The 20556-nt window shown below is 62.0% G+C and carries 19 protein-coding genes; 10 read left to right on the top strand and 9 right to left on the bottom strand.

All coding sequences use genetic code 11. The annotated features are described in order from the left end of the window. Positions 1–517 precede the first annotated feature (517 nt). The 3 genes from NKH19_RS06590 (at position 518) to NKH19_RS06580 (ending at position 3816) form a co-directional block, all read left to right on the top strand. A complete protein-coding gene (locus tag NKH19_RS06590) occupies positions 518–2641 on the top strand; it encodes a S9 family peptidase (protein ID WP_352871021.1) in 2124 nt (707 codons plus the stop codon). After that, positions 2638–3264, top strand: a complete 627-nt coding sequence (locus NKH19_RS06585; protein WP_352871022.1) for a LysE family translocator — start codon at positions 2638–2640, stop codon at positions 3262–3264. The genes NKH19_RS06590 and NKH19_RS06585 overlap by 4 nt, the downstream gene beginning before the upstream one ends. 150 nt (positions 3265–3414) lie before the next feature. After that, the gene (locus tag NKH19_RS06580) at positions 3415–3816 is read left to right on the top strand and encodes an SET domain-containing protein (protein WP_352982056.1); all 402 of its coding nucleotides are present in this window, start codon (positions 3415–3417) and stop codon (positions 3814–3816) included. Here the strand turns inward: NKH19_RS06580 and NKH19_RS06575 are convergent. The 4 genes from NKH19_RS06575 to NKH19_RS06560 form a co-directional block, all read right to left on the bottom strand. Then, positions 3813–4763 (bottom strand): cytochrome c, encoded by a 951-nt coding sequence (locus NKH19_RS06575; RefSeq protein WP_352982055.1) that lies wholly within the window; start codon positions 4761–4763, stop codon positions 3813–3815. The genes NKH19_RS06580 and NKH19_RS06575 overlap by 4 nt on opposite strands. A gap of 9 nt (positions 4764–4772) precedes the next feature. After that, positions 4773–5210, bottom strand: coding sequence for a c-type cytochrome (locus NKH19_RS06570; RefSeq protein ID WP_352982054.1), 438 nt, complete (start codon positions 5208–5210; stop codon positions 4773–4775). Between the two features lie 139 nt (positions 5211–5349). Next, complete coding sequence (locus tag NKH19_RS06565) at positions 5350–5952, bottom strand: superoxide dismutase (protein WP_256749502.1); 603 nt, start codon at positions 5950–5952, stop codon at positions 5350–5352. 107 nt (positions 5953–6059) lie between these two features. Beyond that, positions 6060–6938 carry a branched-chain amino acid aminotransferase gene (locus tag NKH19_RS06560; RefSeq protein ID WP_352876692.1) on the bottom strand — a complete coding sequence of 293 codons (879 nt, stop codon included), beginning with the start codon at positions 6936–6938 and terminating at the stop codon, positions 6060–6062. A gap of 158 nt (positions 6939–7096) precedes the next feature. Between NKH19_RS06560 and NKH19_RS06555 the strand changes: the two genes are divergently transcribed. After that, a complete protein-coding gene (locus NKH19_RS06555) occupies positions 7097–7759 on the top strand; it encodes a haloacid dehalogenase type II (RefSeq protein ID WP_352876689.1) in 663 nt (220 codons plus the stop codon). A 174-nt stretch (positions 7760–7933) separates the two neighbouring features. Beyond that, positions 7934–8758, top strand: a complete 825-nt coding sequence (locus NKH19_RS06550) for a L,D-transpeptidase (RefSeq protein ID WP_352876687.1) — start codon at positions 7934–7936, stop codon at positions 8756–8758. A gap of 36 nt (positions 8759–8794) precedes the next feature. On the opposite strand, the gene NKH19_RS06545 is transcribed toward NKH19_RS06550, so the two are convergent. Then, positions 8795–10342, bottom strand: coding sequence for a helicase HerA-like C-terminal domain-containing protein (locus tag NKH19_RS06545; RefSeq protein WP_352982053.1), 1548 nt, complete (start codon positions 10340–10342; stop codon positions 8795–8797). Between the two features lie 352 nt (positions 10343–10694). Here NKH19_RS06545 and NKH19_RS06540 point away from each other — a divergent pair, with 352 nt between their 5' ends. Together NKH19_RS06540 and scpA are read left to right on the top strand one after the other, a co-directional pair. After that, entirely contained in the window at positions 10695–12137 is a 1443-nt protein-coding gene (locus NKH19_RS06540; RefSeq protein ID WP_352982052.1) for a methylmalonyl-CoA mutase subunit beta, read from the top strand. Beyond that, the gene (gene scpA, locus NKH19_RS06535; RefSeq protein ID WP_352982051.1) at positions 12134–14251 is read left to right on the top strand and encodes a methylmalonyl-CoA mutase; all 2118 of its coding nucleotides are present in this window, start codon (positions 12134–12136) and stop codon (positions 14249–14251) included. Before NKH19_RS06540 ends, scpA begins: the two co-directional genes overlap by 4 nt. A 103-nt stretch (positions 14252–14354) precedes the next feature. Here the strand turns inward: scpA and NKH19_RS06530 are convergent, their stop codons facing one another. After that, positions 14355–15530: an ISNCY family transposase gene (locus NKH19_RS06530; RefSeq protein ID WP_352982050.1), complete on the bottom strand. Its 1176-nt coding sequence runs from the start codon at positions 15528–15530 to the stop codon at positions 14355–14357. A gap of 149 nt (positions 15531–15679) precedes the next feature. Between NKH19_RS06530 and NKH19_RS06525 the strand changes: the two genes are divergently transcribed. Both NKH19_RS06525 and NKH19_RS06520 read left to right on the top strand, forming a co-directional pair. Beyond that, positions 15680–15901 carry an AbrB/MazE/SpoVT family DNA-binding domain-containing protein gene (locus tag NKH19_RS06525; RefSeq protein WP_352871044.1) on the top strand — a complete coding sequence of 74 codons (222 nt, stop codon included), beginning with the start codon at positions 15680–15682 and terminating at the stop codon, positions 15899–15901. Next, positions 15898–16287: a type II toxin-antitoxin system death-on-curing family toxin gene (locus tag NKH19_RS06520; protein ID WP_352982049.1), complete on the top strand. Its 390-nt coding sequence runs from the start codon at positions 15898–15900 to the stop codon at positions 16285–16287. Before NKH19_RS06525 ends, NKH19_RS06520 begins: the two co-directional genes overlap by 4 nt. Here the strand turns inward: NKH19_RS06520 and greA are convergent. Beyond that, positions 16284–16757, bottom strand: coding sequence for a transcription elongation factor GreA (gene greA, locus NKH19_RS06515; protein ID WP_352982048.1), 474 nt, complete (start codon positions 16755–16757; stop codon positions 16284–16286). The genes NKH19_RS06520 and greA overlap by 4 nt on opposite strands. Before the next feature lie 120 nt (positions 16758–16877). Here greA and NKH19_RS06510 point away from each other — a divergent pair, with 120 nt between their 5' ends. Then, positions 16878–18254 carry a TIGR03808 family TAT-translocated repetitive protein gene (locus tag NKH19_RS06510; protein ID WP_352982047.1) on the top strand — a complete coding sequence of 459 codons (1377 nt, stop codon included), beginning with the start codon at positions 16878–16880 and terminating at the stop codon, positions 18252–18254. A 7-nt stretch (positions 18255–18261) separates the two neighbouring features. Here NKH19_RS06510 and NKH19_RS06505 read toward each other — a convergent pair whose 3' ends face one another. Together NKH19_RS06505 and NKH19_RS06500 are read right to left on the bottom strand one after the other, a co-directional pair. Next, complete coding sequence (locus tag NKH19_RS06505) at positions 18262–19266, bottom strand: asparaginase (RefSeq protein WP_352982046.1); 1005 nt, start codon at positions 19264–19266, stop codon at positions 18262–18264. A gap of 28 nt (positions 19267–19294) precedes the next feature. After that, positions 19295–20461 carry an acetyl-CoA acetyltransferase gene (locus NKH19_RS06500; protein WP_352970151.1) on the bottom strand — a complete coding sequence of 389 codons (1167 nt, stop codon included), beginning with the start codon at positions 20459–20461 and terminating at the stop codon, positions 19295–19297. Positions 20462–20556 lie beyond the last annotated feature (95 nt).

Here is a 20556-nt window from a genome sequence, read left to right as displayed (position 1 = left end):
AACGAGCAACGGCTGACGCCACGTCAGCTCTCCATTACATTCGCGGTAACTCACAAATCAGGTTTCAATGCTTGATTTTTCTTGGCTATTGCACGCGCAAACTTGGTTGTTCACGCCCGCACTCAAAACCACAGGTTGCCACCGTCGCGAAAGCAATCACGCGACACGCCGTGCATCGTCCGGTCATCCGCAGAACAGTCCCATTTGGGTATGCCGCCTGGTTCTGGGACGTGCCCGAAGGGTATTTGCGCACATTGAGCGTGTCGCCAAACGGCACATTGGCCACTTGCCAAGCCGCGAATACGGTCGCATGAGACTGGCCGGCTAAGGCCAGAGTTACCGAAGCAACGGCGAAAGCCGCGGCAGTCCGGGACCAAATAGTCATCATCTCTCCTCCCGGTTCATCTTCTGGAGCCGACACAACCTATACGCCACGGCTCTTGAACCCGCCCTGATCGACGTGTTCATTCCCATTCAAGATACTTCCCCAATCAACATACCGGCAAAGCGAGACGCAATGACCAAGACATCCGCATTTCCGATCGTAAGCCCGCCAACGCCCGAGAAGCGGCCGGTTTTCGACACGCATCACGGCATCACACGAACCGACGACTATGCCTGGCTGCGGGCAGACAACTGGCAGGAGATGTTCCGGGATCCGTCATTGCTCGATGCGGGGATACGCGCCGAACTCGAGGCGGAGAACGCCTACCAGTCAAAGCTGATGGCCGACACGGTCGAGCTGCAAAAGCAGCTTTTCCAGGAGATGAAGGGCCGCATCAAGGAAGACGATTCTTCCGTGCCGATGAAGGATGGGCCCTATGCCTATGGTTCGTCCTTCAAGCTTGGCGGCGAGCAGCCGCGCTATTTCCGCATGCCGCGCGACGGTGGCGCCGAGCATATCCTGCTCGATGGCGACGCGGAGGCCGAAGGCAAGCCCTATTTCCGTCTTGGCGGCGTCGATCACTCGGCCGACCACGCCAAGCTTTTGTGGGCATTCGACGACAAGGGCTCCGAATTCTACACGCTTCGCGTGCGCGACCTTGCCGATGGCAAGGAGCTTGCCGACCAGATTTCCGACACCGGCGGTTCCGGCGTCTGGAACGCCCGCAATGACGGCTTCTTCTACACCCGTCTCGACCCCAACCATCGCCCGTCCAAGGTGCTGTTCCATGCGCTGGGCACCAGCCCGGAAAGCGACCGGCTGGTCTATGAGGAAACCGATCCCGGTTTCTTCATGAATGTCGACGGCACCCGCAACAACGAATGGATCATGATCGGCATCAACGATCACGAGACGTCGGAATACCGCCTGATGCGCGCCAATGATCCGTTTGCCGAACCGAAACTAGTCTCGCCGCGCGAGATTGGCCTCCAGTATGATCTGGAAGAAGGCGGCGACATCTTCTTCATCCTGACCAATGCCGACGGCGCCAAGGACTTCAAGATCATGACGGCGCCGGCAAGCGATCCGGTGCGCGCCAACTGGCAGGAACTGGTGCCGCACGAGCCCGGCCGGCTGATCCTGTCGGTAATCGGCTTCAGGGATCACATGGTCCGGCTCGAACGCAAGGAAGGCCTGCCACGCATCGTCGTGCGCGACCGCACCAGCGGCGAAGAGCATCTTTTGTCCCTGGACGAGGAGGCTTTCTCGCTCGGCCTGTCGGGTTCCTATGAGTACGACACCGAGATCATGCGCTTTTCCTATTCGTCGATGACGACGCCGGCCCAGGTGTTCGACTACAATATGCGCACTCGCGAGCGGGTGCTGCTCAAGACCCAGGAAGTGCCGTCCGGCCATGATGCGGACCACTATGTCACGCGGCGGCTTATGGCGCCGGCCAGCGATGGCGAACTGGTGCCGATCTCGCTCTTGCACCACCGCGACACGCCGCTGGATGGATCCGCGCCTTGCCTGCTCTACGGCTACGGCTCCTATGGCATCGCCGTGCCGGCCGCTTTCAACACCAACTGGTTTTCACTGGTCGACCGCGGCTTTGTCTTCGCCATCGCCCACGTCCGCGGCGGCAAGGACAAGGGCTATGGCTGGTACGACGACGGCAAGCGGGCGCACAAGATGAACACGTTCACGGATTTCATCGCCTGTGCGCGCCACCTTGTTGCCGAGCGCTACACCGCGCATGACCGCATCGTCGCGCAAGGCGGTTCGGCCGGCGGCATGCTGATGGGCGCCGTCGCCAACATGGCGCCGGACTGTTTCGGCGGCATCGTCGCCGAGGTTCCGTTCGTCGATGTGCTGACGACGATGCTCGACGCCAGCCTGCCACTGACGCCGCCGGAATGGCCTGAATGGGGCAATCCGATCGCGTCGGCAGACGATTACCGGACCATTGCCGCCTATTCGCCTTATGACAATGTCGCCGCGCTCAACTATCCGCCGATCCTGGCGCTGGCCGGACTCACCGATCCGCGGGTCACCTATTGGGAACCGGCCAAATGGGTGGCGCGGCTGCGCGACCGCAAGAGCGGGGACAATCCGGTGCTGTTCAAGATCAACATGGATTCCGGACACGCCGGTGCCTCCGGCCGGTTTTCGCGACTGGAGGAAATCGCCTATACCTATTCGTTTGCACTGAAGGTGATGGGCAAGCTGCAGCTTACGGGAGAAATCGACCGATGATCGATCTCGCTACATTGATCGCTTATGTCGCGGTTGTGCTCGGCTTCGTCTTTATTCCGGGCCCAGCCACGCTCCTTACCATAGCGCGGGCAACGAGCTCCGGAACCAAGGTTGGCATCGCCACCGGCGCGGGGATCGCGGCCGGCGATGTGTTTCACACCGTCATGGCGATGGTCGGCATCTCGGCGATCATCGCCACGTCGGCGACGCTGTTCAGCCTCATAAAATACATGGGCGCGGCCTACCTGGTTTATCTCGGCATTCGCGCGATCACTGAGAAGACACCGGCCAACCCGGCTGCAGGCGCGCTCGCGATCTCCGCCGGCAAGGCGTTTCGACAGGCTGTCCTGACCGAAGTGCTCAACCCCAAGACAGCGCTTTTCTTTCTCGCTTTCCTGCCTCAGTTCGTGCGGCCTGAAAACGGATCGATAATACTTCAGTTGGCCACATTGGGGGTTATCTTCGTCTTACTCGGCCTTTTCAGCACGGTCGTCTTTGCAGTGAGTGCCGGTCGGCTCGGCGTGTTCCTCCGCCGAAATCCGACGGTGCTGAAATGGCAAGGCAAGGTTGTTGGCGGCATCTACTGTGCTCTGGGTGTTCGGCTCGCGCTGCAGCAGCGCTGACGGGGAAGCGGCGTGGTCCGCCAGTCGCCCTGGCGATCATGACTTTTTGAATTCCGCGCTGCTCATTTTACTCGCAATTGCGATGGCCGCGCGCTACCCAGTGCGCGGCTTTTCCTAGGCCCGACAGCCCCAATCGCGTAAAGGTCCATCATGCTGCTCGTCGACGTCTATCTCGACAAATCGCCCATCCAGGGCATCGGCGTCTTTGCCAAGAACGCCATTCCCCGCGGCACGCTGATCTGGAAGCTGGATCCAAGGTTCGACCGGCTCATCGAGGTCGAAACTTATGAGCGCGAAGCCGGGCCGGTGAAGAACTATCTCGACCGCTACTCCTATCCCGACCGGCGCGACCCGAACTACATCGTCTTCGAAGCCGACGACGCGCGCTACATGAACCATGCCGATGAGCCGAATTGCGACGTCTCCTCGCCCGAGGAGACCTTTGCGCTGCGCGACATCGCTCCCGGCGAGGAGTTGACCTGCAACTACAACCATTTCTTCGAAACAGGCTTCGACTTTCTCGGCGACCGCCACCTGTCATCCGAAGACTAGTTCGCCGTCTTCTTGCGCGCCGGATAGCCGTTGGGATGTGGCGGTATCGCCTTGAGATAGGCGGCGATGGCCGCACGGTCCTCCGGCGTCAATTGGGCCATGTTGCGCTGCACGTCGACCATGGCGCCGCCGACGGAATCGAAGTCAGGCGTAAAACCGGTTTCGAGGTAGTTGGCGACGTCGGCTTCCGACCAGTTGCCGATACCGCCCTCGCCCGATGTGATGTTGGACACGATGCCCTTGCCTTCGGCAGCCACGGCACCTGCCAGCCACTCGCTCTTTTTCGTGCCGCCGGCTAAGTCGCGCGGCGTGTGGCATTCGCCGCAGTGGCCCGGCCCTTCGACCAGGTAACGGCCCGCCATCACTGGGCCAGCCGTACCTTCGGGAAATGCCACGACCGGCTGGTTACGGAGGTAGAGCAGTTTCCACAGGGCGATGCCGCGACGAATGTTGAAGGGGAAACCGAGGGAATTCGCGGGCGCCTTGCCGGCGACGGCAGGCAACGTCTTCAGGAAGGCGTAGAGATCAGCGATGTCGGCTGGGTTCATGCGCGCGTAGGAGGCATAGGGAAACGCCGGATAGAAATGTTCGCCAGAGGGCGAGACACCCTTCAGCATGGCGTTGGCGAGGTCCTCGACCGACCACGTGCCGATGCCGTCCTTGGGGTCTTGCGAAATGTTGGGCGGAACGAAGGTTCCGAATGGCGTCTTGAGTTCGAGACCACCCACGAGTTGAAGCCGCGCACCCCCTTGCGAACCCGGCTTTGCGTGGCAGGAAGTACAGCCACCGGCATAAAAGATGCGCTTGCCCTTGACCACGTCGCCCGGCCCCAGCTTGGCCAGCGTCTCACTGTTGAGCTTCACCGGCGCCGACAGGACCCACCCGGCAGCCGCGCCGACGCCGCCCAGAACGACGAGGGCGCCAACGAGTTTTTTCGGCCAGGGCATCGCCCGCTATCAGCTCTTTTTCACCCGGTACGTCTGGTGGCAGGTGCCGCAATTGGACGCGATGGTGCCAAACTGCACCTTCAACGCATCGACGTCGGCGGGAGCGGCGGCGGCCGCTGCCTTGATGTCGGCGAGATATTTGTCCTCGGTCGTCTTGAAGCCTGCCATGTCTTGCCAGATCTTCGGCGCCGCTGTCGTATCGCCAGTATCGCTGCCTGCCGGGAACAGCGCATCGGCGTCGAATTTCTCGGCATTCGCCTGCAGCGCCTGCAATTGCGTCAGCACAGCCGCGGCATCAAAAGGCTCCTCGCCCTTGACCACCTTCGAAATGCCGCCGACGATCTTTCCACGCTCCTTCATCAGAGCCTGCCGGTCGAGGATCGGGTCGGCAAAGGCCGCCGACGCCGCGAGGGCGAGCATTGAGATGGCGATGACAAGCTTTCTCATTCATTTGGCTCCATGATGAAGGCATTTCGGGACAGGACGTTAACGGATGCCACAGGGAAAAAATTCCCTTCCCCGGATGATTTTTGCTGCGACCCCGCAAAAGAAAAGCCCCGGATGCCGGGGCTTTTCTGGAGATCGGTCAGGCCTTCGCTTTTTCGTAGAGTTCGAGCACGTGATCCCAGTTGATCAGGCTGTCGACGAACGCCTCGAGATATTTCGGCCGGGCGTTGCGATAGTCGATGTAATAGGAGTGTTCCCAGACATCGACGCCGAGGATCGGTGACGCGCCATGGACGAGCGGGTTCTCGCCATTCGGCGTCTTCGAGATCGCCAGCTTGCCGTCCTTGACCGAGACCCAGGCCCAGCCGGAGCCGAACTGCGTCGTGCCGGCGGCAATGAAGTCGGCCTTGAACTTGTCGTAGCCGCCGAGATCGCTGTCGACCGCCTTCTGCAGGGCGCCCGGCAGCTTGTTGCCGCCACCGCCCTTTTTCATCCACTTCCAGAAATGGATGTGGTTGTAGTGCTGGGCGGCATTGTTGAAGAGGCCGGCATTCTTGCCGAACGACTGCTTGACCACCTCTTCGACCGACAGATCACCCATGCCCGCCTCCGCGGCGAGTTTGTTGCCGTTGTCGACATAGGCCTTGTGGTGCTTGTCGTGGTGATATTCCAGCGTCTCTTTCGACATGTAAGGCTGCAACGCCTCATAGTCGTAAGGCAGAGCGGGCAATTCAAAAGCCATGGATGATACTCCCTCGTGGAAAAATCCGGTGTGGATACCGGACTAAGATAGGTCTGGGATGGGTTGGGGCAACTCCGGAATGAAGCGCCGATCGCCTTTTTATCCGCTCAGGCGGCGGAAGTCGAATGCGCCCAATCCCAATAGAGTTCGCGCGCCTTCTTGGCCACCGGCCCAGGCTGCAGATTGCGATCCTCGATACGGGTGATCGGCACCACCTTGGAATGGTTCCCGGTCGAGAATATCTCATCCGCCTCGAGGAAATCGCGCACCGACAGCGTCTTTTCGGTGGTCTTGAAGCCATACTCGCCAAGCAGCGTCATGGTCCGCGACCGGGTGATGCCGGACAGGAAGGTGCCATTCGGCGCCGGCGTCAGCACATGGCCGTCCTTGACCAGGAAGATGTTCGAGGTTCCGGTCTCGGCGACGTTGCCCAGCATGTCGAGCACCATTGCGTTGTCGAAGCCGCGCATCTTGGCTTCGAGAATGGCACGGCCGTTGTTGGGGTAGAGGCAGCCGGCCTTGGCGTTGGTCGGCATGGTCTCGATGGTCGGGCGGCGGAACGGCGACACGGTCACCGAAAAGCCGGTCGGCGGGATCATCGGCGATTCATAGAGGCAAAGGCAGAAGCGGGTCGAGGCGGGATCGGCCGGCACGCCCATATAGCCGCCATGCTCGGCCCAGTACATCGGCCTGATATAGACCGCCGTCTTGCCGTCGAACTTCTTCAGCCCATCCCATGTCAGCCCGACGATCTTGTCGGCGCTCATCGACGGCTTGAGGCCGAGTGCGATCGCCGAAGAATTCACCCTGGCGGCATGAAGCTCAAGGTCCGGCGCCACGCCCTCGAACCAACGGCCACCGTCGAACACGCTGGTGCCGAGCCACATGGCGTGGCTGCGCGGTCCCAGAATGGCGACATTGCCCTCGTGCCAATCACCATCGACGAAAGTCCATGTCGCGGATTGCGCCGCAGCCGCCAGTGTCATCGTGTTTGTCCCGTCTCAATCGGTGTCGTGTGACAGCCATTGGAAGATGCTTTGGCGGGCGCCGTCAATCGGCATCGAAGAGTTTTGTTGAGGCCAGCGACGGGGCACAATGCAATCAAAGCTTGCACCTTGCCGCGCCTGCCCTCAAAACTGTCGTCATGCAATACGCCGCCTACGTCTTCGACGCCTATGGCACGCTGTTCGACGTGCATGCCGCCGTGCGCCGCCATGCCGATCGGATCGGGCCGGACGGCCAATTGCTGTCCGAGATCTGGCGCGCCAAGCAACTCGAATACTCCTGGGTGCGCACGCTGATGGGCGCCTATGCCGATTTCTGGCAGTTGACCGAACAGGCGCTCGATTTCGCCTTGCGCAAGGTTCCCTCGGCCGATCCCGGTCTCAAGGCGACATTACTCGACGCCTACTGGCGGCTGGATTGCTATCCGGAAGTGCCGGCCGTGCTCAAGGCGCTCAAGGCTTCGGGAGCAAGACTGGCGATCCTGTCCAACGGTTCGCCCGAAATGCTGCGGGCCGCGGTCAAGTCCGCCGCGCTCGATCAGGTTCTGGACCATATCTATTCCGTCGATACGGTGCGGCGCTTCAAGACCGATCCGGCGGTCTACGACATGGTCGCCACCGGTTGGCGCCTCTACCCCGGCGCGGTTTCCTTCCAGTCCTCCAATCGCTGGGACATCGCAGGCGCCACCAAATTCGGTTTTCGCACGGTGTGGATCAACCGTTCCAACCAGCCCGAAGAGTACCGGGACTTTCCACCTGCGCTGATCCTGCCGTCGCTCGAAGCTTTGGTGCCAGGTACCTAGCACGCGGACGTGTGTCCCCAGCGCCACAGTGGCGGCGCGGTCACAGCTTCGCCTTTGTTTGTCCACCTTCAGGCCAGAATCGGAACCGCCTATCGCCGCAGGTGTTGTCAGGCACCCGCGCAACGATCGGCGCATTGACGCTTTGTTGCGATTTGAGACTTAAAGAAGGCAACCATGTCCAAAACCGAAATCGAATCCTATCGCCTGAGCCGTCGCGGCTTTCTCAACGCCGCAGCCTTAGGCGCTGCTTCGATCGCGGTTTCCGCATGCGCGACCACCGGACCGGGGCCGGTCGAACCACCGCCGCCAGCCTATATCGAGCCGCCGCTAGCCGACTATGTGACGATGTACGGAGCGGTCAGTGATGGCGGCTTCGATCTGCCGGCGATCCCGGTCGACAGGATCGATCCGCAGTTCCTGCGCCAGATCGTTCCCGATCCGACCGGGCAGAAGCCGGGAACGATCGTCGTCGATACCACCGGCCATTTCCTCTATCTGGTTCGCCCGGGCGGTCAGGCAATCCGTTATGGTGTCGGCCTAGGCCGCGCCGGTTTCGAATGGTCCGGCGATGCCGTCGTCCAGTGGAAGCAGAAATGGCCGAAATGGACGCCGCCCGATGAAATGATTGCCCGGCAGCCGGAATTGAAGCCATACAGCGCCGACAATGGCGGCATGCCCGGCGGCTTGAAGAACCCACTCGGCGCGCGCGCGCTCTATCTCTTCCAGGGCAACGTGGACACGCTCTACCGCCTGCACGGCTCGCCGGAATGGAAGTCGATCGGCAAGTCGGTCTCGTCGGGCTGCGTGCGCCTGATGAACCAGGACATCATCGATCTCTATGATCGCGTGCCCATGAAGACACCAGTTGTCGTCACCAGCGATGCCAGCCAGCCAGTGGTGGCGACGGCCAATCGCCGGGCTATCCCGATCGACGCCGGCGTGCCGGACGGATCGGTGCTGCTCGGCCCGTTGACAGAGATCACCAACTCGATTTTCTGAGCCGACGAGGCAGCGGCAACGCCGCTGCCTCAAGTCCTAACGTCCCCGCGACAGGCTGCCCAGGATGCCGCGCACGATTGCCCGGCCGACGGACGAGCCGACGGATCGCACCACCGACTTGATCGCCGCCTCGGCCACGGTCTGGCGATTGGACGGGCGCGGTGCAGGCGCGCGCCTGCCACCGGATTGCGGCGCGGGATCGTCGTTGCCGAAGCCCGGAATGGTCCAACGTGAGCCGCCGCTGCCGGCCTGCTGCGCCTGCTCTTCGGCATCCTGCGCGTCCTTGGCCTTTTTCTGCAGCATCTCGAAGGCCGATTCGCGATCGATGAGCTGATCGTACTGGCCAGCGACCGGGCTTTCTTGGATCAGCTTTTGTCGCTCGGCAGCCGTTATGGGCCCAAGCCGCGAGGATGGCGGCCGGATCAGTGTCCGCTGCACAATCGACGGAACACCCTTGGCCTCAAGCGTCGAGACCAGCGCCTCGCCGGTGGCGAGCTGGGTAATGGCGGTCATGCAGTCGAAATCGGGATTCGGCCGGAACGTCTCGGCCGCCGTCCTCACCGCCTGCTGCTCACGCGGCGTATAGGCGCGCAGCGCATGCTGGACGCGATTGCCGAGCTGGGCCAGAACCTTTTCAGGGATATCCAAAGGGTTTTGCGTGACGAAATAGACGCCGACGCCTTTCGAGCGGATCAGGCGGACCACTTGTTCGACGCGATCGATCAGCACTTTGGGCGCTTCGTCGAACAGAAGATGCGCCTCGTCGAAGAAGAACACCAGCTTCGGCTTATCCGGGTCGCCGACTTCCGGCAGCACCTCGAACAGTTCCGACATCAGCCACAATAGGAACGTCGCGTAGAGCCGTGGGTTCATCATCAGCTTGTCGGCGGCAAGCACGCTGATGGCGCCGCGTCCGTCGCGGGTGGTGCGCATGATGTCGGCGATGCGCAGTGCCGGCTCACCGAAGAAATTTGCCGCGCCCTGCTGCTCCAGGACCAGCAGCGTGCGCTGGATCGCCCCGACCGAGGGCTTCGTGACATTGCCGTAGCGCGAGCCGATCTCATCGGCGCGCTCGGCGATGTTGGCCAGCAGCGCCTGCAGGTCCTTCATGTCGAGCAGCAGCAGGCCTTCTTCGTCCGCCAGGCGGAAGGCGATGTTCATGATGCCTTCCTGCGCCTCGCTCAGGTTCATCAGGCGCGACAGCAACAACGGCCCCATTTCCGAAACCGTGGCGCGGATCGGATGGCCCTGTTCGCCGAACAGGTCCCAGAAGATGACCGGAAATTCCTGGAAGTCATAGGGGTCGAGCTTGACCTGCTCGGCCCGCTTGACGAGGAAATCCTGCGCCGTGCCCATCATGGCGATGCCGGACAGGTCACCCTTGATGTCGGCGCAGAAGACCGGCACGCCGGCGTTGGAAAAACCTTCGGCCAGTATCTGCAAGGTGACGGTCTTGCCGGTACCGGTGGCGCCGGTCACCAGGCCGTGACGATTGCCATATTGCAGCAACAGCTGCTCGGCACGCTGATAGCTGTCGTCGGGCTTGCGGCTGGCGCCGATGAAAATACTGGTGTCGTCAGCCATATGTCCGGTCTCCGCAAACTGATGTGTTTAAAGCCAGTGGCCTTGCCGCAGGTATAGTGAGGCCGTTGCACAGCGACAATGCCATTCATTCAAGTCGGGACCATTCATCCAATGGTGGCAATCGTTCAAATCAGGCCAATCGTTCAATCGGGGGCAACCCTCCAAATCGATTTTTTGAAGCTTGCGGATTTTGCCGGTGTTTGGCAATCGTTCATGGTTCGTGCACGCAGGCCGACCTATATCTGTTGGATCGAATTCGGCCGCTGAAAGCGCATTACATTGCGATATCGGACCGAGGACCGTAGACTGAACCGCTCGAGGCTGGTGCGGCCGCATAAAGCGAGGAAGACGGATGGGCGCCGAAGCCTTGACCAGGGATGTCGAACCAGAGAACGCCGAGCGCCAGCGATGGCTGGCCCTGGCGGAAAAGGCACTGGCCGGCGCATCCTTCGAAGAGAAGCTGGTCTCGCATACCGACGACAACATCCGCATCGAACCGCTCTACGACCGCAGCACCGCTGCGGAACCGACCGTGCGCGCCAACCCGAAATCGCCCTGGATCGTCAGCCAGCGCATCGACGATCCGGATATCGACCGCGCCAGAACCCAGGCTCAAGACGACATAGCGCAAGGCGCCACGGGATTATCGCTTGTCTTCGAAGGAGCGCCGAACGCGTTCGGCTACGGCTTGCCGAGAACGGCGGAAGCGCTGGAGACGGTACTGGACGGCATACCGCTGAACCGCGTCCAGGTTCGCATCGACGCCCATCCCTGGAGCCGCGCCGTGGCCGACTGGCTGGTGGCGTTCCTGAGCAAGCGCCGGTCCGACCCGGCAAAGCTCAACCTCTCCTTCGGCATCGATCCGGCGGCGATCTTCGCCGGAACCGGCCGGCTGCGCATGTCGATCGAGGCATTGCAGGCCTCGATGCCGCAATCGCTGGCGCACTTCTTCTCGATGGGCGTTCCGGGCGTGCTTCTGGAGGCGGACGGGCGTGTGTTCCACAACGCCGGCGCGACGGAAGCGCAGGAACTTGGCATCATGCTGGCTTCGGCGGTCTCCTATCTCAGAATGTTCGAGACGGCGCGGCAGCCGCTCGTCTATGCCGCGCCCCATATCGGCTTTGCGCTCAGCGTCGACCAGGACCAGTTGCTGTCGATGGCCAAGGTGCGGGCGCTGCGCAGGCTCTGGACGCGGGTGCAGGAAGCCTGCTCGATCCCCAATTCCACGGCCAACATCCATGCCGAGACGTCGTTTCGGATGATGACGGCCATGGATCCGGAGACCAACATCCTGCGCACCACGATTGCCTGCTTTGCCGCGGCGTCCGGAGGCGCCGATTCGATCTCGATCTTGCCGCACACGATCGCGCATGGCTTGCCAGCGGGGTTTGCGCGTCGTGTCGCCCGCAACACGCAGCTGATCATGGCTAATGAAAGCCATATCGATCATGTCGCCGATCCTGCCTATGGTTCCGGCGCGGTCGAAGCGCTGACCGCCAAACTCTGCGAGATGGCTTGGACGGAATTGCAGACAATCGAGGCCGAGGGCGGCGTCTTGTCCAGCCTTCAGGACGGACATATCCAGAAGCGCGTTCACGCTGCGGCAGCGCAGCGCAACGCAGCCTACCGGGCAGGCGAACGGACCATCATCGGCACCACGCTTTACCCGCTGAAAAGCGAACCTCCGGTCGAGACGCTCGCGGCGGAACGGCGGCCCGCCTTCACCGAAGGCGTTGCCGTCTGTGAGCCGCTGTTTCCGGTCCGCATCGACCAATCCATCGGAGCCGCCTCTTGATCCCCGATTTCAGCCAGATCGGCTGGGTCCCGCCACGCCGCGCACCCGTCGAGGTCAAAGGCCAGCGAACGACGCCGGAAGGACTTGTCGCGAAGCATCTGTACAATCAGAGCGACCTCAAGGGCTTGCCGTATCTCGACACCTACCCGGGCCTGCCGCCCTTCGTGCGCGGCCCCTACCCGACCATGTATGTCCAGCAGCCCTGGACCATCCGGCAATATGCCGGCTTCTCGACGGCCGAAGAATCCAACGCCTTTTACCGGCGCAATCTGGCCGCCGGCCAGAAGGGGCTGTCGGTCGCCTTCGATCTTGCCACGCATCGCGGCTATGACAGCGACCATCCGCGCGTTGCCGGCGATGTCGGCATGGCGGGCGTCGCCATCGATTCCATTCTCGACATGCGGCAACTGTTCGACGGCATTCCGCTCGGCGAGATGACGGTGTCGATGACGATGAACGGCGCGGTGCTGCCGATCATGGCGCTCTACATCGTCGCGGCGGAAGAACAGGGCGTTGAGCAGAAGGATCTTGCCGGCACCATTCAGAACGACATCCTGAAGGAGTTCATGGTCCGCAACACTTATATCTATCCGCCGAAACCCTCGATGCGGATCGTGTCGGACATCTTCTCCTACACGTCTAAGAACATGCCGAAGTTCAATTCGATATCGATCTCCGGCTACCACATGCAGGAGGCCGGCGCGACGGCCGACCTTGAGCTCGCCTACACGATCGCCGACGGCATCGAATATGCCCGCGCCGGCGTTGCGGCGGGCCTCGATATCGACCGCTTCGCGCCGCGCCTGTCCTTCTTCTGGGCGATCGGCATGAACTTCTTCATGGAAGTCGCCAAACTGCGGGCCGCGCGCCTGTTGTGGGCGACCCTGATGGAGAAGAATTTTTCGCCGAAGGACGAGCGCTCGCTGTCGCTGCGCACCCATTGCCAGACCTCGGGCTGGTCGCTGACGGCGCAGGATCCCTACAACAACATTATCCGCACCATGATCGAGGCGATGGCCGCGACGCAGGGGCACACGCAGTCGCTGCACACCAATTCCTTCGACGAGGCGATGGCGCTGCCGACCGACCACTCGGCGCGCATCGCCCGCAACACACAGCTCATCCTGCAAAAGGAATCCGGCACCACGCGCGTCATCGATCCGTGGGGCGGCTCGGCCTATCTCGAACGGCTGACGCATGATCTCGCGGCGCGCGCGCTTGCCCACATCGAGGAGGTCGAGGCACTTGGCGGTATGGCCGCCGCGACCGAACAGGGCATTCCCAAGCTGCGCATAGAGGAAGCCGCCGCACGCACGCAGGCGCGCATCGATTCCGGCGAACAAATGCTGGTCGGCGTCAACGCGCATCGGCCCGAGACCGACATCGAGGTCGACGTGCTGAAGATCGACAATGCCGAAGTCAGGGCCCGGCAATTGTCGAAGCTGCAACGGCTGAAGGGCACGCGCGATGTCGCCGCCGTCGAAAGCGCGCTCGATGCGCTGACCCATGCCGCGCAAGGCAATGAAAACTTGCTGGAGTTCGCCATCCGCGCCGCGCGCGCCAATGCCACGGTCGGCGAGATTTCATTTGCGTTGGAAAGGGTCTTTGGTCGCCACGTCGCCACGGTGCAGACCATTTCCGGCGTCTATCGCAAGGCCCTTGGCGACCATCCCGTGGTCGACGGGCTGCAGGACAAGCTCGACGCCTTTGAAAAGAAAACTGGCGGCAAGCCGCGCATTCTCGTCGCCAAGATGGGACAGGACGGCCACGATCGTGGGCAGAAGGTTATCGCCACGGCCTTCGCCGATCTCGGCTTCGACGTCACCGTCGGAGCGATGTTCCAGACACCCGATGAGATCGCCAGGTTGGCGGTTGCGCAGGATGTTCATATCGTCGGCGCCTCGTCGCTGGCGGCGGGGCATCTGACGTTGATCCCCGAGCTGCGCGACGCGCTGAAAAAGCTCGGTCGCGGCGACATGCTGATCGTCGCCGGCGGCGTCATCCCGCCGCAGGACTATGACGCGGTGCTGCAAGCAGGCGCGGCGGAAATCTTCCCGCCGGGCACCGTCATTCCGGAAGCGGCGGATCGCCTGCTGGACCGGCTGCTGGCCTAACCTGTTATAATACCTGTGTCGATAGCGAATTAAGTTGTCCGGTTTAGGTAGCACACGAGTTGTCCGCTGCTTCTGGTTTTGTTCTGCTGGCCGCCGAGCGGGTTCAAGCGGCTTTTTGTGTATGTAGGGCTATTCCATTGTGGTCGTAGCGGCCCAGACAACGAGGCCCGTGGAAGATTGCATAGGCGCCGTCATGATAGCGGCGCACCTTGACTGTCGCCTTGACGAAATGGGGCCGCAGCGGGCTTTCGGGAATTTGCAGCTTCAGTCGATTGAACGAGACGCAATTGTCGTTGCCGACCTGGCGCTCCTCCTGAATGCACAGGATCTCGCCCAGATCGACGCCGGGAATGGCGACGAAGGCTGAGCCTTCCTGTTCGGGCTTGACGGCGAAGCGCTTGTTGTGGGCCGGAATATAAACGTCGCGCAGAAAGCTGTTGGCCTCCTCTATGGTGGCGATCCCGGCCAACGCCAGTTCTTTTGTCAGCCGGTCTTGCAAGGTTTGGAAAACCCGCTCCGAACGACCGCGTGCCTGCGGCGAATAGGCCGCGATATGCTCGACGCCAAGGTGGGCCAACGCGCGGCCGACCTGGGTCAGGTTTGTCCTGTCGATTTTTCCACCAGCCTGCGGCGTATGGAAATAGTGGCTGCCTCGATCAGTATAGAGGCTCAACGCCAGACCATGGCCGCCAAACACCTCCTCCAAAGCCCGAAACGTCGAAGCCGTCCCTTCTTCCTTGGTCAGAAAGCCCGAATAGATGGTGTTCGTCGCATCGTCCATCGTGACGATGAGGTCGAGCGCCGGTTGGCCGCCGAGCCAGATGTGGCGCGAGCCATCCTGATGCAGCATCATCCCCGGCAAGGGTCGGCGCGGCCGCTTGCGCCGGTGTGCTCCGCGCCTGGATGCCTTGGCCAAAAGGCCTTTCGAATGCAGGAACGCCTTCGTCCAGGTGTAACTCCAGCTGAACCGATGATCGCGCACCAGAAGTTCGTGGAAATGCTTGGCCGTGAACCCGCTGTAGCGCGTCCGGTAGAGGGTCTCGACCTCAAACTCCCGGTCCAGCGGAACCCGTTTGCCAGACGCCTTGCCAAGACGGCGGTCCAATAAGCCGGCCTCCCCAGCCTCTTCATACCGGCAGCACCAGCGCCGGAAGGTTCGCTCGCTCAGACCCAGCAACTGCGCAGCCTCCATCTGGTTGAACTCCAAAGCCTCATAGCGGCTCAATACGTCTCGGAACTTGATCATTCGCACACCTTGATTGGCTTCCGACCGGCGCATCCAGACCCCGTTTAAAAGGTCGAGACTTACCGGACAGATCGTGTGCTACCTAAACCGGACATATCGTGTGCTACCGACACCTGTTATAATACCTGTTGCAACAGCGCGCCAATCCAGTTATAATTGGTGTTGCAACAGGATGATCCATCATGAACACGACCATTCGCAAGATAGGCAATTCCGAAGGTGTTATCCTGCCCAAGGAGCTGCTCGACCGTTTGAACATGAAGACCGGCGATCAGCTTCAGATCGTCGAAACGGACAAGGGTATTGCTCTTGAGCCGATGGATGACAGTTTCGAACGGCAGATGGAAGCTGCTCGCCAGGTCATGGACAAATACAAGGTCGCACTTCAGAAGCTCGCTGAATGAGCTGGGAGTTTCTGTCACGTCGCGCGGTCGAAGCGATGCATGCCGAGCAGTTGCGCAGGCATGGTGGAGCGCCAGGTTTGAGAGATGAAAATGCTCTTGAATCGGCGCTCGCCCGTGCCGAGAACAAGGCGAACTACGAAGACCCTTCGGTCGAAGATCTCGCAGCCGCCTACCTCTTCGGCATTGCAAGAAATCATGCCTTTGTCGACGGCAACAAGCGCACCGCCATCGTTGCAGCCGGTGCATTTTTGATCGTGAACGGCCATATCCTGACAGCCGATAACGGCACGCTTTACGAATTCGTGATGGCAGTTGCTTCAGGAGAAATTGACGAAGCCGGAGCCGCAGCCTTCTTCCGCGATCATGTCGTCAAGCTAGAGGATTAGCCTTCGGAGAGCTTGACGATTTCCCATTCCTTGCCGTTGACGCTTGCCACGTCGCCGACCTTCTTGCCGAACAGGGCGACGGCCATCGGCGAGACGTGGGAAATGGTGCCCTTGGCCGGGTCGGCTTCGTCCTCGCCGACGATTTTCCAGTGCACCTTCCTGCCGTCATCGCCCTCGAGCGTGACGCCCATGCCGAAGCGTACAAGGTCGCTGCCCGGTTCCGGCACCGACAACTCGGCGCTTTCGCGCCGGGCGGTCCAATAGCGGAGGTCGCGCGACACCACCGCGATGCGCTCGCGGTCGGCCTTCCTCTCGGCTTTCGCCAGTATGTCGCGCAGATCGGCGAGATTCTCCTCGATCATCGCCATGCCGCGCTCCGTCACAAGATTGCGGTGATGGCTGATTGGCCGCTCGCCGACACCGGCAATGGCGTTTTCGCTGTCTTCCTCGCGCGTGAAAGCTCTGCTCATCCTCTGAACTTAGGCGCGGAAAGGCTGCTCGACAAGCCATTGTCGTTGCCCTCGACGGAAGAGGCAGACCGGCTGGCACGATTCCTGCGGTGCCAGGGTTGAAAGCCAGGACCTGTGCCGATGTTGAACAGACGAACGCTGCTGACCGGAACCGCCGGCTTTGCCGTCATGGGCCTCTCGCTTGGCAAGGCGGCGGCCGCCAGCCTGACCGACATCGAGAAAGCCTCGATGCGCGGCTCGATCAATGCCACCGAACTCGGCGTACAGCCCGGTACCTTCGACGATCAGAGCAAGGCCTTCGCCAAGCTGCTGCGCGACGCAAACGACCGCGACATGCCGGTGTTCCTGCCGCCGGGCGCCTATGTGGTGTCGAACCTCTCGTTACCCGGCCGCGTGCGTCTTTCCGGTGTGCCTGGGGCAACGCGCATCGTTTACGGCGGCGACGGTCATTTCTTCATGGCAGAACAGGCCGACCATATCGAACTCAGCGGACTGGTCTTCGACGGCGCAAACCGCACGATGGGCGACTACGCGCAAGGGCTGCTCGATCTGCGCCGGGTCGCGCATTTGGTCGTCGACAATTGCCAGATCACCGGCAGCGGCAAGAACGGACTGGCGCTGGAACACGCGGCGGGCCGTGTCGAGCGCTCGCAGATATCGGGAGCTGCCGATGCCGGCATCTATTCGGTCGAGGCCGGCGGGCTGGCAATCACGGGCAACACCGTCTCCGACTGCGCCAATGGCGGCATTCTCGTGCACCGCTGGCAGGCGGCGGAAGACGGCACCATGGTCACCGGCAACCGCGTCGAACGGATCCAGGCGCGCAACGGCGGGACCGGCCAAAACGGCAATGGCATCAATGCCTTCCGGGCCGGCAATGTGATTATTTCAGGCAACATCGTCTCGGACTGCGCCTTCTCGGCAATCCGCGCCAACAGCGCCAGCAATCTGCAGATATCGGGCAACACCTGCTCGCGCTCGGGCGAAACAGCAGTTTACTCCGAGTTCTCGTTCGAAGGCGCCGTCATCAGCAACAACATCGTCGATGGAGCCGCCAACGGCATCTCGATCGTCAACTTCAACGAAGGCGGCCGTATGGGTGTGTGCTCGGGCAACATCGTGCGCAATCTGTCGACCAGCGGCCCCTACCCCGCCGACTCGCCTGGATTCGGCGTCGGCATTGGCGTCGAGGCCGACACGACCGTTTCCAACAATGTCATCGAGAACGCGCCGCTCTACGGCATGCAGATCGGCTGGGGTCCGTACCTGCGCAATGTCGTCGCCACCGGTAACATCATCCGCAAGGCTGGAACCGGCATCGTCGTGTCCGTGGTCGAGGGCGCCGGTACGGCCGTCATATCAGACAATGTCATCGACGGCGCGTTGAACGGAGCCGTTGTCGGCCAGCGCTGGGCCGAGCCGGCGACGGGTGACCTGGCGTCATCGGACAATAGCGGCTACGCGCATCTGACCGTCGAGCGCAATCACGTCAGTTGAGGGCGGTTTAATTCAAGGCCGCGGTGGGCCTCAGCGCCCCAACCTTGGCGCCGTTCCGGCTTTGGATTGGCGCTTTCGCCAGGTCGGTTAGCTTAGCTGCCAAGGCCTCGTCAGCGCGCAACAATTTGGCAAGAACGGCGGCAACCATGGCTTCGCCGGAGCGGCCGGCGCCATCATCGCATTTGAGTGCGATACCAAGACCAAGTTCCGGAATTGCGGCACAATGGACGCCTTCGGCGCCGCCTTTCGTGAAAATGCGCCCTGGTGCGGCCACCATCAGGGCGACGTCTTCGCGGCCGGTTCCGGCAACGAAGAAGGGCTCGGCCATGCAGGCGGCCAGCAGGCGCTTCGCGGCCTTGGCTCGCTCGGGACCAAAACCATTTGTCGTTGCCATACGTGCAAAGCCGAGCGCGAAGCTCCGGAGCGGCACCGCATAGGTCGGGATCGAGCAGCCATCGGTCGCTCGCTCGTCCGCGCCATGGACAGCGCCCGTGACCGATTGCATGGCGTCGCGCACCATCTCCTGCAGGCCGTGTCCTGGCTTGACATAGTCGCGATGCGCAATGCCGGCGTGGACGCATGTACAGAGGAAGCCGGAATGCTTGCCGGAACAATTGTTGTGCAATGCGTTCGGCGAGCCGCCGGAGCGGGCGAGCGCAATCTCGGCTTCATGACTGGACGGCCAATGCGTGCCGCATTCGAGCGCCGACCCGTCCAGCCCGGCCCTTGCCAGCATGGACCGCGCCAGTTCGACATGTGCCGGCTCGCCCGAATGGGACGCGCAGGCAAGCGCCAGCTCGCGGTTGCCGAAGCCATAGGCGTCGGCCGCGCCGCTTTCGACCAGCGGCAATGCCTGGATCGCCTTGACCGCCGAGCGCGGGAACACCGGCTTGGCCGTATCGCCGATCTCCCAAACCGGTTTGCCATCGGCATCGAAGACCGCGACCGCGCCACGATGCGCGCTCTCGACGATCGCGCCGCGCAAGACCTCGATCAGAACCGGATTTGTCATGGCTACCCCGCAAAAATACGGGCTGCTTCTACCTGATCCGGTCCAATATTGAAACGTAGTTGGCGACCGCCGCACCGCCCATGTTGAAGATGCCGCCGAGTTTTGCACCGGGGACCTGGATGCCGCCGGCCTCGCCGACGAGCTGCATGGCGGTCAAGACATGCATGGACACGCCCGTGGCGCCGATCGGGTGGCCCTTGGCCTTCAGCCCGCCTGACGGATTGACCGGCAGGCGGCCGTCCTTGGCCGTTGTGCCGTCCAGTGCCAGTCTGGCGCCCTCGCCCGGCTTGGCCAGGCCCATCGCCTCATATTCGATCAGTTCGGCAATGGTGAAGCAGTCATGCGTTTCGACGAAGGAAAGATCCTCGAGTGTCACGCCGGCGTTCTTAAGCGCCCGAGTCCAGGCCTGTTCGCAGCCTTCGAAGGTCAGGATGTCGCGCTTCGACATCGGCAGGAAATCCTGCACATGCTCGTTGGCGCGGAAGGCAACGGCACGCCGCATCTTCAGTGCCGTCGCGGTGTCGGCAAGGATAAGGGCAGCGGCGCCGTCGGAGACCAGCGAGCAGTCGGTGCGCTTCAGCGGGCCGGCAACGAACGGGTTCTTCTCGCTCTCCTGGCGGCAGAACTCATAGCCGAAATCCTTGCGCATCTGCGCATAAGGGTTGTCGACGCCGTTCTTGTGGTTCTTGGCGGCAATCATCGCCAGCGCGTCCGACTGGTCGCCATAGCGCTGGAAATAGGCCTGCGCGATCTTGCCGAAGACGCCGGCGAAACCCGCGGGCGTGTCGCCATCCTCGGGCAGATAGGACGCCTTGAGCAGGTTCTTGCCGATCTCCGGCCCGGGCGTCGTCGTCATCTGCTCGGCGCCTACCACCAGCACGATGCGGGCGGCATTCGCGTCGATGGCGCGGATGCCTTGCCGGACCGCCGCCGACCCGGTGGCGCAAGCGTTTTCGACGCGCGTCGCCGGCTTGAAGCGCAGCCGGTCGTCGGCCTGAAGCACCAGGCTGGCGGTGAAATCCTGCGCCGAAAAGCCGGCGTTGAAGTGGCCGAGCACGATCTCGTCGACCTCGTCCGGGCCGATGCCGGCATGGTCGAGCGCGTCCGTTGCCACCTTGACGATCAGGTTTTCGAGCGTTTCGCCCTCGAGCTTTCCGAAGCGCGAATGCGCCCAGCCAACGATGCATGCGGTCATGGCGGTCTCCATCCTTGGCGCCAGCCTAGCATGTGGGCTCAAGGCGCACGTCATATTTATTGTTCAAAGATAAACAATCCGACCCGCTTCGTGAA

This window comes from Mesorhizobium sp. M1338, from assembly GCF_040318045.1.
Lineage (GTDB): Bacteria > Pseudomonadota > Alphaproteobacteria > Rhizobiales > Rhizobiaceae > Mesorhizobium.
Note: the sequence above shows the minus strand (reverse complement) of the source record. Positions and strands in the feature narration are given on the sequence as shown.

Excerpts from the sequence above, each read along its gene's own strand:
- NKH19_RS06545 (WP_352982053.1), bottom strand. The coding sequence starts at position 10,342 with ATGGCTGACGACACCAGTATTTTCATCGGCGCCAGCCGCAAGCCCGAC.
- NKH19_RS06540 (WP_352982052.1), top strand. The coding sequence starts at position 10,695 with ATGGGCGCCGAAGCCTTGACCAGGGATGTCGAACCAGAGAACGCCGAG.
- NKH19_RS06565 (WP_256749502.1), bottom strand. The coding sequence starts at position 5,952 with ATGGCTTTTGAATTGCCCGCTCTGCCTTACGACTATGAGGCGTTGCAG.
- NKH19_RS06575 (WP_352982055.1), bottom strand. The coding sequence starts at position 4,763 with ATGCCCTGGCCGAAAAAACTCGTTGGCGCCCTCGTCGTTCTGGGCGGC.
- NKH19_RS06525 (WP_352871044.1), top strand. The coding sequence starts at position 15,680 with ATGAACACGACCATTCGCAAGATAGGCAATTCCGAAGGTGTTATCCTG.
- NKH19_RS06560 (WP_352876692.1), bottom strand. The coding sequence starts at position 6,938 with ATGACACTGGCGGCTGCGGCGCAATCCGCGACATGGACTTTCGTCGAT.
- NKH19_RS06555 (WP_352876689.1), top strand. The coding sequence starts at position 7,097 with ATGCAATACGCCGCCTACGTCTTCGACGCCTATGGCACGCTGTTCGAC.
- NKH19_RS06520 (WP_352982049.1), top strand. The coding sequence starts at position 15,898 with ATGAGCTGGGAGTTTCTGTCACGTCGCGCGGTCGAAGCGATGCATGCC.
- NKH19_RS06500 (WP_352970151.1), bottom strand. The coding sequence starts at position 20,461 with ATGACCGCATGCATCGTTGGCTGGGCGCATTCGCGCTTCGGAAAGCTC.
- NKH19_RS06585 (WP_352871022.1), top strand. The coding sequence starts at position 2,638 with ATGATCGATCTCGCTACATTGATCGCTTATGTCGCGGTTGTGCTCGGC.
- NKH19_RS06580 (WP_352982056.1), top strand. The coding sequence starts at position 3,415 with ATGCTGCTCGTCGACGTCTATCTCGACAAATCGCCCATCCAGGGCATC.
- NKH19_RS06550 (WP_352876687.1), top strand. The coding sequence starts at position 7,934 with ATGTCCAAAACCGAAATCGAATCCTATCGCCTGAGCCGTCGCGGCTTT.
- NKH19_RS06505 (WP_352982046.1), bottom strand. The coding sequence starts at position 19,266 with ATGACAAATCCGGTTCTGATCGAGGTCTTGCGCGGCGCGATCGTCGAG.
- NKH19_RS06510 (WP_352982047.1), top strand. The coding sequence starts at position 16,878 with ATGTTGAACAGACGAACGCTGCTGACCGGAACCGCCGGCTTTGCCGTC.
- NKH19_RS06530 (WP_352982050.1), bottom strand. The coding sequence starts at position 15,530 with ATGCGCCGGTCGGAAGCCAATCAAGGTGTGCGAATGATCAAGTTCCGA.
- NKH19_RS06590 (WP_352871021.1), top strand. The coding sequence starts at position 518 with ATGACCAAGACATCCGCATTTCCGATCGTAAGCCCGCCAACGCCCGAG.
- NKH19_RS06570 (WP_352982054.1), bottom strand. The coding sequence starts at position 5,210 with ATGAGAAAGCTTGTCATCGCCATCTCAATGCTCGCCCTCGCGGCGTCG.
- greA (WP_352982048.1), bottom strand. The coding sequence starts at position 16,757 with ATGAGCAGAGCTTTCACGCGCGAGGAAGACAGCGAAAACGCCATTGCC.